The 11,847-nt window shown below is 43.8% G+C and carries 6 protein-coding genes and 1 tRNA gene; 2 read left to right on the plus strand and 5 right to left on the minus strand.

Going from position 1 to position 11,847, the window contains the following annotated elements; all coding sequences use genetic code 11:
* Positions 1 to 180: 180 nt before the first annotated feature.
* From J2X69_RS23420 to J2X69_RS23440, 5 genes are all read right to left on the minus strand, one after another.
* Positions 181 to 585, minus strand: coding sequence for an Rrf2 family transcriptional regulator (locus J2X69_RS23420; RefSeq protein WP_310108878.1), 405 nt, complete (start codon positions 583 to 585; stop codon positions 181 to 183).
* A gap of 148 nt (positions 586 to 733) precedes the next feature.
* On the minus strand, positions 734 to 2,443 hold the full coding sequence (locus J2X69_RS23425; RefSeq protein WP_310108881.1) for an arylsulfatase: 1,710 nt from the start codon (positions 2,441 to 2,443) through the stop codon (positions 734 to 736).
* A gap of 17 nt (positions 2,444 to 2,460) precedes the next feature.
* Positions 2,461 to 3,924, minus strand: coding sequence for a RagB/SusD family nutrient uptake outer membrane protein (locus J2X69_RS23430; RefSeq protein WP_310108886.1), 1,464 nt, complete (start codon positions 3,922 to 3,924; stop codon positions 2,461 to 2,463).
* A gap of 11 nt (positions 3,925 to 3,935) precedes the next feature.
* The gene (locus J2X69_RS23435; protein WP_310108888.1) at positions 3,936 to 6,992 is read right to left on the minus strand and encodes a TonB-dependent receptor; all 3,057 of its coding nucleotides are present in this window, start codon (positions 6,990 to 6,992) and stop codon (positions 3,936 to 3,938) included.
* Between the two features lie 315 nt (positions 6,993 to 7,307).
* A complete protein-coding gene (locus J2X69_RS23440; RefSeq protein ID WP_310108893.1) occupies positions 7,308 to 8,033 on the minus strand; it encodes an alpha/beta hydrolase in 726 nt (241 codons plus the stop codon).
* 467 nt (positions 8,034 to 8,500) lie between these two features.
* On the opposite strand from J2X69_RS23440, the gene J2X69_RS23445 reads away from it, so the two are divergent.
* A tRNA-Cys gene (locus J2X69_RS23445) sits at positions 8,501 to 8,571 on the plus strand.
* A gap of 215 nt (positions 8,572 to 8,786) precedes the next feature.
* A complete protein-coding gene (locus J2X69_RS23450) occupies positions 8,787 to 11,333 on the plus strand; it encodes a TonB-dependent receptor (RefSeq protein ID WP_310108895.1) in 2,547 nt (848 codons plus the stop codon).
* The last annotated feature ends 514 nt before the right edge of the window (positions 11,334 to 11,847 follow it).

Below are 11,847 nucleotides of genomic sequence, written 5' to 3' on the forward strand. Positions count from 1 at the left end.
CAGTTGCAGGAAATGTATGGTAACCGATCAATACTTTAGAATCTTACGCAGAAATATAAACCAAGAAGATGGGCAAAAGCTTTGAAGAAGGGCACATTGAGTTTATCCAATCAAACTGCAATCCTGAAAATGATAAACCATAGAAGCTCTAGGAAAGTATGCTTGGGCAAAACCCAACAGTTACTTTAACGTGGTAATCGGCCGTTCTAACACCGGCAGCATTTCCGATCTCACTTCATTAAAAAGCTTTCGGATTCTACAGGTTTCTTCATCTTCACATTCCGCACAGGCCTCGTAGTAACGTTCAGAGATGCATGGAATCAGCGCAATTGGCCCATCCACTATCCTCATGATCTGGGCAATGGAAATTTCCTCAGGATCCTTTCCAAGGGTATAGCCTCCTTCAGCACCACGGATACTTTTGACTAGTTGATGGGATTTGAGATCCCGAAGAATATTTTCTAAAAACTTGTATGGAATACGTTCCCTTTCCGAAATTAATTTTGCGGAAACCGGAGTCAATTCAGGATGATCATTTATAAAAAGGATGGTTTTGATTGCGTATTTTGCTCGTTTGGATATCATATTACTTCTAAAATCGCCTCAAAGTACAAAATTTTAAGACCTCCCAAAAATAAAAAAGTGACTCCCTAAGAGCCACTTTTTAAATTAATAATAAACCCAAGCTGTTTTACTCCCAAAATACACTACACTATTGTGACTTCCCCATTGATTAGTTTTCGATAGTCGATTCTATCCCTTTTTCAAACCGAAGCATCGAAGCTCCCGCAGGAGCTGCCTTTAGCAAGGAATCTGTGTTTACAACATGATGGTTCCTTGCCCACTGATCAAAGGAATTTTTAAGTTGGGACAACACCTCAACATTTATTTCTGCAAGGTTTGTTATTTCAGAGCGGTCTTTTTCCAAATCATACAATTTCCAATCATCTCCACCTTTCAGCGCCAAAGCTTTCCACTTCCCGGCCTTTACAGCTCTGTTTCCTCCACGTTCAAAGTAGAGCGTATCTGTTTTGGCCAAAGAATGACCATCCAGCACGGGCACAAGGGATTTCCCGACTAAAGGAAGGATGCTGTTTCCATGGTAATTTTCAGGATAAGTAGATCCTGTCAAATCAAGAATTGTGGGAAGCAAATCAATCAAATGACCATTTCCCTCTACAATTTTACTGCCTGCAAACCGTGCGGGGAAGCTTGCTATGAAAGGAGTGGCGATCCCTCCTTCTTGGGGAAATGTCTTCCAGTAAGTAAAGGGTGTATTCAGCGCATAAGCCCAGTGGTGCGTCACGGAGGTGTAAGAATCTGCAGTTCCAATCTCACCCAAATTAGCTAAGTCCGGCGGCCCCTGATTAAAGTTGGGCTGACCGTTTGGATCAGGCCTTGTAGCTGCACGATCAGTATTTTCACCGGCGGCGCCATTATCGGAGAGGAAGAAAAACACCGTGTTCTCAAATTGGCCGGTAGCTTTAAGATGGCTGATCAAACGACCAATATTTTGGTCCATATTATCCACCATAGCTGCATGCACCTCCATTTTTCTTGCCCAGATTTCCCTGTCTTGTGGTGAAAGTGACTCCCATGCCGGAATTGTCGATGGTCTTTGAGATAGTTTAAAATCGTCGGAGACTAAACCTTTTTCTTTCAATCCTTCAAACCTATCCTGTCTTAACACATCCCATCCTTCATCATACTTCCCCTTATATTTTTCTATATCCTCAGGAAGCGCATGAAGTGGCCAATGGGGAGCGTTGAATGCGAGATATAGAAAAAAAGGCTGATCTCCCGCTCCTTTCACCTGTTCAATCGCTTCTGAAGCAATTGCATTGGTCATGTAATAGTCCGGATCCGTTACCTCAAAACGGGCATTGTTTCGATGAAGCTCAATCGGTTTTTCAGAGAATGGAATATGCTGAAAAAAATTACTTGCACCTCCGGTGAATCCATAAAACTCATCAAACCCACGCTGATTTGGCCAATGGAGAGAATCGTTGCCCACGTGCCACTTTCCGGAAAGGAGTGTTTTATACCCATTCTCCTTCAAAGCCTCTGCTATGGTCACGGTATTTTCATTGAGGTAGCCCTGATAGGCGGGAATCCCCAGATTCACTGCAAAATACCCCACTCCCGCATCATGCTGGTACTGACCGGTAAGTAAGGTAGCCCGGGTCGGAGCACAGATCCCCACATTATAAAAATGGGTGAAACGGACTCCGTCAGCAGCCAGTTGATCCAAATTTGGGGTAGCAATTTCTGAGCCGTACGAACCGATATCCGAGTATCCCAGATCATCTGCAAGTATCAATACCACATTTGGCTTGACTGTTACAGCGGTGGTATCTTTGCGGGCACTTTGATGGATAAATGAGGTCACCAATCCTAATCCAAGAACGGATCCAAGAATCAGTGTAGTTTTTAGTATGTTCATTTTTATATAGTTTAGAATTAAAATCCTGCCCAGTCAGGGCTTTGGCTTAGATTTGGGTTGAGCTGAAGTTCCCGCAGTGGAATGGGAAATTTCACATGGCGGGGAGCCGCATTGGATTTTCCTGCCGATTTAAGTTTGGAGACGTAATAGTCAGGCCCTCTTCGGCTCAAGTCAAACCAGCGGTGATATTCCAGCGCAAGTTCTTTCCGCCTTTCTTCAAAGACATATTCCCGAAATCCATCTTTTGATAGTGAATTCCCAAGCTGGGCTATCTCCGGAATCCCGGCTCTAATTCTTACCCTGTTCAGGTATTCCTGTGCTTCGGCGCTTGGCCCATTCAGCTCATTCAATGCTTCTGCATACATGAGCAGTACATCAGCGTATCGAAGTAGCGGGATATTTACACGGCTTTGCTGCTGATTAAATGGAGTCGCCGAGTCAAAATATTTGACATAAGTCAGGTTTTGAAGTAGTACCTTCAGGCCTGTTTGAGGATTAGTGATTTCTTTGGCCAGCGTCCTGTCTTTTCGCTTATCCCCAGACTCAAAACTTTCATACAATCCTCCGCCAAGATTTGGAGCATCCACAAACTCCCCATTGAATTCGAAAGGCATAGAGTACCAGGCCACGCCATTTGTGACTGCCGGATCCCCGTTAAACTGAATGGAGAAAATATGTTCGGGGCCGTTTTTGAAAGCGGGGTCAAAGACCTTATTGAAGTCGTCATACAACTGGTACCAATCCGAATCTATCAACTCCTTCAGTGTTGAGGCAGCTTCACTCCAATTTTGGCGTGTCAAATGAACCTTAGCCATCAAGGCCTTCTGCGTGCCCAAAGTGGCTCTGCCTACTTCATTTGAAGAATAAGAACCGGGAGCAGGAAGACCTTCAGCAGCTTGGAGGTCCTCTAGTATTTGACTGTAAATAGCCTCTTCACTGGCATTCGTTACATTTAAAGATTCTTCTGTCAATGCCGTAGATTCTTTTAATACCAGCGGCACAGCCCCAAACCATCTGACCAGATTGAAATAATTCCAGGCCCGCAGTAGCCGGGCTTCAGCAATCAGCCTGTTTCTCAGCTCAGGGTTGATTTCTGTCTCAGGTATTAGCGGTATCTTCTCTATTGCAATATTTGCCCGATTGATCGCGTCATAGGTGTATTGCCAGGACCATTCTACTCCTGTATTGGCGGGGACATGATTCAGACTAGACAGGTCAATCACTTGGGTACTGCGGGTTCTCGGGCCTGCCACCACATCATCTGTGGCCATTTCAAACATCATTAGCTGCCGGTTGAACAGAACCAGCCATTCCGTAAACATGCGATGGTAGATGGCATTTACTGCGGCGACGGCATCTTCAGATGTTCTGTAAAACTGGTTGGAAGTCAGGTTGGACTCAGGCTTTTCATCCAATGAGACGCAGGAATAGGATAAAGTAAATCCTACTAGTAAAATGAGGAGCTTGTTATGATTTTTCATAGTAAATGTCTTTAGAATATTACTTTAAGACCGGCTGAGACAGTTTTGGCAGCAGGATAAATACCTGTATCATAACCCTGGGTGATGGTGTTGTCTACTGAGGTCACCTCCGGATCAAATCCCGAGTACTTAGTCCAAGTCAATAAATTCTGGCCACTGACAAAAACCCGCATGGAATTCAGGGAAATCGATTCAACCCAACTGGATGGAAGTGTATATCCAAAAGTGATATTTCTCAATCTGACGAATGAACCATCCTCCACAAAGCGGTCATAGAATATATTTCGGGGATCCGAAGATGCCCTCGAAACGTCTGTATCGGGGTTGGAACTTGTCCAGCGATCATTAGCTAACGCAAGCGCATTCTGTTGGCCGTTCAACAACTCCAATACTTGGCTGTTGCCGTTAAGTATTTCATTTCCGATTGAACCGTATATGGTGAAATTGAGATCAAATCCCTTATAGCTAAATGAGTTATTGAATCCAAAAATGAAGTCAGGCTGTGCATTTCCCACAATTTTGCGATCGCCTGCGCTGGAGAACACCCCATCTCCATCTATGTCTTCAAAAATCCTGTCACCGGGTCTTGGATTGGTTTTTCCCGTTAAAGCACCTAAAGTTTCCACCTGACCTTCCTGAAGAATTCCTGCAGAAGAAGCCCCATAGAAGGATCCTAATGGCTCGCCCACTTTAATGATAAAATCGCCGTTAAAATTACCTGTCAAAATATAATCGAGACCATTGCCGATTTTAATTACCTCATTCCTGTTCAGTGAAAAGTTCAGCTGGGAATTCCAGTTGAAATCACCTTCGAAATTAACCGTCGCCAGAGACAGCTCCAGCCCACGGTTCACCACAGAACCATAGTTCTGCAGCGAGCTGGAGTGTCCTGATGTCCAGGGAATCTGGACATTCAGTAGGAGATCAGAGGTCTTTTTTCTGTAAAAATCAGCCGTAAAAACTATCCTGTTTTGAAACAGTCCCAGATCAACGCCAAAGTCAGTCTGAACAGTAGTTTCCCAACCCAAGTTGTTATTTGCTATCCGATCCGGAGTAAAACCTGTCTGAAAATTGGGGCCAAGCAATAGGCGGACCGCGCTTAGGGTAGAAAGTGACTGGAATATCCCTATTTCCTGATTGCCTGTTTCACCATAACTGGCTCTTATTTTCAATTCAGAAATTTTAGAATTTAGTGATTGGAAAAAGTTCTCCTTGGAGATATTCCAAGCTCCTGCCAAAGAAGGGAAATATCCCCATTTGTTATTAGCACCAAATTTGGATGAACCATCAGCTCTCATGCTGGCTGTCAGAAAGTAGCGCTGATCAAAATTATAATTTGCTCTCCCCAAAACAGAGAGCAGTCCCCAGCGAAAATTGTTGGAAGCGGGAATTAATGCGGAGGCTCCGCTCCCCAGGTTATTAAACGTAAGTTCGTCAGTCACAAAATCCTGTGCTCCCGCACTAAATCCCTCACTTACCAACTCCTGCTGAGTAAATCCTGCCAGCCCATCAAAATTGTGCTTTCCCCATGAACTCCGGTAGTTCAGGGTATTTTCATTTAGCCAGGATTGCGTAGATACCGTACCCAATCTAGCCTGTCCATTGACTGTAATACCTTCATATAAGGTGGATGGAATATAGCTTCTCTCTTTTTGGTTTTGTAGATCCGTGCCAATAGACACTTTCAGCTTCAGGTTTTTCGCCAATTCATACTCTCCGAATATATTAGCCAAAATCCTGAGGGTCTGGGCTTCATTGCTCTGCTCATTGAGCGAAGCAATTGGATTTGAAATGATGTTTTCAAAAGGATTTCTCAAGGTATAGCTGCCATCCTCTTCGTAAATAGTAGCAGTGGGAGGCATCAGCAGCAGTGCCGATACAAGTCCGGAAGGTGCAATTTCCGAGTTGGACTGACTGCCATTAAGATTCAAACCAAAAGAGAATTTCTTGGAAAGATCTGCACTCAGATTAGACCGGAAGTTAATCCGATCAAAACCTGTATTCTTGATTACGCCTTCCTGATTGAAATAGCTTCCCGAAACCAAGTACCGGATTTTATCGGTGCCTCCTTGGATGTTCACCTGGTGATCTTGCACCATTGCATTCCGGAATGCTTCCCTTTGCCAATCGGTTCCGGGACCCAGAGCACTGATTTCCGTCTCGGATAAATATTGGTTAGTACCCAACGCCGGATTTTTTTCGAACAGTGCCTCGTTACGGACTCTCGCAAAACCCTGTGCATCCAATAAATCCAGCGTTTTGATTACTGATTGTACGCCGATAGAGTTCTCATAGCTCACCTGAGCCTGACCTTGCCTACCGTTTTTGGTAGTGATAATTACCACTCCATTCGCACCTCTTGACCCATAGATTGCGGTGGATGAAGCATCTTTCAGCACAGTAATGGTTTCTATGTCATTAGGATTTATTCCTGCCATGGGGTTCACATTTGACCCACTTGCCACACCAGCTGAGATTGAATTATTGTAGACAGGAAAGCCATCAATGACATACAGGGGTTCATTGCCGCTCTGGACAGATGCCCCTCCCCTGATTCGGATACTAACACCGGAACCGGGTTGTCCCGAAGTTGAGGTCACCTGCACACCGGCTATTGCCCCCTGAAGCGCTTTGTCAATGGATGCCACAGGAAGTTCTTCAAAAAACTCTTTCGAAACGGATGACACAGCGCCTGTGAGGTCTGTTTTCTTTTGAACACCATAGCCAACCACTAAAACCTCCCCTAGTTCTTGCTGATCTTCTTGCAGCTCAATAGACAATTCCGTTCTGTTACTTATAGGAATGGTGGCGGTGAAATAACCTATGGCTGATACGACTAAAACCTCCTTCCCGCTCACCTCCAGAGAGAAGTCGCCATCAATACCTGTGGCGGCTCCCGAAAGGGTACCTTGTACAATGATGTTAACTCCGGGAATAGGTATTCCTTCGGCATCCACTATTACACCTTTCAGCGGATAGGTGTCTGACTGGGCTGAAGCTAATTGGATGGGCATAATGCCCAAAAGCAAGATCCATAAGATCCTCTTTTGTACTAAAATTCGGTACATTTGAAATGATGTTAAGTAAATAATGTGTTAGCGCACTTAAATTCTTAGCTGAAATCAGGGGTCGTTGGCGCGGCCCCTTTTTTATGCTATATATTTGGTTATCAATCCCATTTCAAAATGGTAGACAAGAGAGCCCGAGTAGGGCTCTCCTGTACTGATTGATAATAGACCACATAGTATAGTATTGTTATAAAGTCTTTCCTGAATTCGGGGAACCGTAATACTTGCGGTAGAGCAGCCCTTGATTTTTCCTGTCCGATTTACGATTAAGCTCAAAAGCCTTATTGAAGCCTAAAAATGATCTGACAGTAGTTCTCATGCCATTCTTGATTTTAGGAAAGGGGTATCCTTGCTATGCAGGAATTCCTTGACAATGGCACTAAAATACCAGGGATTGTCCTTCATACTAAAATGACCTGCATATCGAATGACTTCCAGATTTAGATTTGCTTTCTCAAGATTGGACCAGTTGATCAACTTCTCTTCTGAGAAAAAACGATCAGTCTCTCCCGCGATCAATAGAAAAGGAGTTGATTTTAATACTTCCTTCAATTCATTTAGGAAACCTAATTGGCAGAAAATCCTATCATACCAAAACGCGGATAGTTCTGGTTTCAAAATACCTTTCTTACCTATCAGCTCCTGATGAAGTCTCACAAAACCTGATTTATCCTCAATGGCTGAAGGCAAATTGGCCAGGATCAACTTATGGATACGACTGGGATATTTTGCTACCAAGCTCAGCCCTATCCAGCTGCTTACAGAATGCGCCAGTATAGAAAACCGCTCAATCCGGAGTTCATCCAGCAAGCGCTGAATATAGTTTATCGGATCATCTTCTTTCAGCTGACGGTCAAGAACAGCTTTAGAAAAAGTGGGAATAACCAACGTATAGTTCGAAGCCAACAGCTCCAGTGTATTCTCCCAGTCTGAAGAGGAGCCTCCAAGAATCAGGAGCGTTGGCCCTTTTCCCAAGATCCGAAATCTGAAATATTTGCCGGTATTTTGTTTGGGCTGTATATTTTGAAAGGAGTTTTTCATATTATTTATATCATTTTAGTATGAATTAGATTTAAATAAAACATCTTTTCTTTGAAGATGAAGAGGTTTTAGTGATTTTAATATATGTGTATTCGCTTAACTGAACGTACGTGCCTTGAATTAATGCCAGAGGTTCAAATTTGGCAATTCCCTCCGCCGCGGCGGAGGGCAAGAGCCTGTCCCGACGACTGTCGTGGAGGGATTTTTTCAGGGTGAAACCGGACATAATTCTAGTATGTGCATTCATGCAGATAACGAAATTCTAATATGATTACCTACAATGATACAAGTAGTCATACTTCCTTTGATTTCTTATCCGGCTCCTATTCTGCATGAAGTTGGAGCGTTTCAAATCGATAATTCTGTGCTGCCATAGTTTTGATTGGTTATTGTGAAACAAGATTAAGGATTCAAATTTATAAAAACAATTATTCCTATCGATTTTGTATGAATTATTAATTTTGAACAACCAAATGGCCGAGTGGATAGGCAATGGTCAGCAAAACCATGTATGGGGGTTCGAATCCCCCTTTGGTTATCCAACGTCCTTGTCCCGCTTAGTAGAAAAGAAATATTTGGTAAAAAGAGTTAAGGCAGGCGGACTCCTCTCCTACTTCTTACAAGTCAAAAAAATATTTGATCTAATCATAACCAAAAAACAAAAAGAAAATCTACATTTGCCTATTATTCCTACCAATTAGATATGAATAACGTATTTGGTCTGTTAAGAAACCACCTATAAACCTAGAAAGAATGAAAAATCATCTACTTATCACCTTTAGCCTTCTGTTATGGCTAACCCAGGCCAAGGCACAATCCACTATCGATGGAATTATTCTGGATTCTGAAAACCTGCCGTTGATCGGGGCAACAGTCCTTATCAAAGGGACAAACAACTATACCATCACAAATGAAAATGGTGAGTTTTCCCTGAAAGCTCCCGGCTCATTTCCTGCCAAACTCCAGATAAATTTTGTGGCTTTCAAAGAATACATCCAAGAGCTCTCCGAAATCCCAAAAAATCCACTTTCTGTAACATTGGAGAATGATGCTGAATTGGCAGAGGTGCTGATCACTGCACGAAGAAGATCTGAGGAGGTCCAAAAAGTACCTATACCAATTTCAGTAGTAGGTGGCCCGAAATTAGAAGAATCCGGATCATTCAATGTCAACCGAATCAAAGAGCTCGTGCCTACAGTACAGCTCTATTCTTCAAATCCCAGAAATACTACGCTAAACATACGGGGTATGGGCTCTACTTTTGGATTGACTAATGATGGGATTGATCCCGGAGTTGGATTCTATGTAGACGGAGTGTATTTCGCGCGTCCTGCTGCCACTGCATTGGATTTTATTGATATTGAGCAAATAGAAGTACTCCGTGGCCCTCAAGGTACACTTTTCGGAAAAAACACCACAGCCGGAGCCTTCAATATTACCACAAGGCTTCCGAGTTACACACCTGAAGGCACTGTGGAGCTTAGCTATGGCAATTACGGTTATGTTCAGGTCAAAGCCTCCATTACAGGGCCACTTTCCAAGAAACTGGCTGCAAGAGCCTCCTTCTCCGGCACTCAGCGTAATGGCACCATCGAAAACATAGCCACGGGTAAATACATCAATGATCTGAATAACTTAGGCTTTAGAGGACAATTACTTTACAACCCATCAAGCAAAGTGGAAATTCTGCTGGCAGGTGACGCAACTTCCCAGCGGCCTGACGGCTATGCCCAGGTAGTAGCAGGAGTGGTAGAGACACAGAGAGCTCCCTATCGCAGGTTCGAACAAATCATTGCTGATCTTAATTATGAACTGCCTTCCCGAAATGCCTTTGACAGAATCGTGGATCATGACACTCCTTGGCGATCAAAGAACGATCTGGGAGGCTTATCATTGAATGCAGATATTCATCTAGGGGAAGGCACACTAACATCCACTACTGCCTGGAGGTACTGGAACTGGGGACCGTCCAATGATCGCGATTTCACAGGGTTACCGGTTTTGTCGCTCTCACAGGCACCTTCCAGACATGAGCAATTTTCCCAGGAAATCCGGTATGCGGGTGATTTTTCCGAAAAACTCAGTGGCGTATTTGGTGTATTTTACCTCAGTCAAAACCTGAACACTTCTCCCTACCACACCGAAGAATCAGGAGCTGCACAATGGAGATTTTCCCAAAGTAGCACCAGCCCACTTTGGGCTACTCCGGGGTTACTTGAAGGCTTCGGTATCAGAACCACTTCTACCCTGGAATCTGTAGGCGCTGCCGTCTTTGGCCAATTGGACTGGGCAATAACAGAGAAATTGCATTTCCTGCCGGGCATACGCTTTAATTATGATAAAAAGGAGGTAGACTATAGCAGAGTCACTTATGGCGGTTTGGAGACAAATGATCCTGAGTTGTTGGCTATCAAAAACTCAGTTTACTCCTCACAAAATTTTGCCACGAATGTGGAAAATCAGAACTGGTCGGGCCAGGCCAGTCTTGCCTACCAGTTCAACGACAAGGTAAATGCATTTGGTACTTTCTCGACGAGCTACAAGCCGGTAGGTATCAATTTGGGCGGACTTCCGACTTCCAATGGCCAGCCACTGCTTGAACTGGCAGAAGTGAAACCGGAATATGTGACTCATTATGAGCTTGGCATCAAAACCAGCCCTACTAAAGGCTCAACTTTAAATATTGCATTCTACAACACCAATATTAAAGACTACCAGACCCTCGTACAGACAGCTGAAGTGGGCGTAAACAGAGGTTATTTGGCGAATGCGGAAGAAGTTAAAGTGCTTGGATTAGAATTGGATGGGAATATACGCCTTAGCCAGTCCTTCTCTGTAAATGCAGCGTTGGCCTATACAGATGCCAAGTATAAATCTTTCACAAATGCCCCCGTGCCTCTGGAGGAAACCGGAGGTGAGTCAGCATTCAAAGATATTTCCGGAGGAAGGCTCCCCGGAGTTTCCAAATGGGCAGGTTCTTTCGGTGGAGAATTCACACGATCTACCAAGTTTTTCGGCAACAACGGAAGCTTCTTCATCGCATCAGATGTTTTCTTCCGCTCTGAATTCTCATCAAGCCCATCTCCTTCCGAATTTCTGAACATTCAGGGCTATGGGTTGGTCAATGCCCGGACAGGTTTCAGGGTAAAACAAGGATTCTCTGCCTTCATCTGGGCAAGAAATCTGCTCAATCAAGACTATTATGAGCAACTCCTGCCTGCAGCCGGCAATGCAGGACATTATGCCGCAGTACTTGGTGATCCCGCTACGTATGGAGTAACCCTCAGATATGCATTTTAAGTGACCCCGTAAATTAGCAATGAAGAAACCGGCTGTCTCATAATCATGTTTTCTTGTCAGGCTGAGCGAAGTCGAAGCCTTTTATGTGCTAATTAAGCCCATTTCGACTTCGCTCAATGTGACAAGTATGAGTTATGAGACAACCTCTTTTTTTTGTTGGTCTCTTTTACAGCAGTAGGGTGATGAGAGTGACGAAGAGTCCACAGGTTAAAATAAGTGTCCGGAAAGCCCGGTTAGCCAAAAGAAGAGGCTGTCTCCTAATCAGGCTTTCTTGTCAGGCTGAGTAAGCTAAATATAAGATTTACAAAAGGATAATATGTGTATTCACTTAACTGCACGTATGTACTTTGAATTAATGCTAGAAGTTCAAATTTGGCAAATCCCCCTTTCAAAAAGGGGGAGAGGGGGATTTTTTCAGGCTGACTCGTCCTAAAAATAGTTTACAGGTTATCGTTTAAATCCAGGTACTGATTGACTGTTTCTGCTAGTCCTTTTATTGGTTTACAAGTGTACG

This window comes from Algoriphagus sp. 4150, assembly GCF_031457395.1.
In the GTDB taxonomy this organism is placed as follows: Bacteria; Bacteroidota; Bacteroidia; order Cytophagales; family Cyclobacteriaceae; genus Algoriphagus.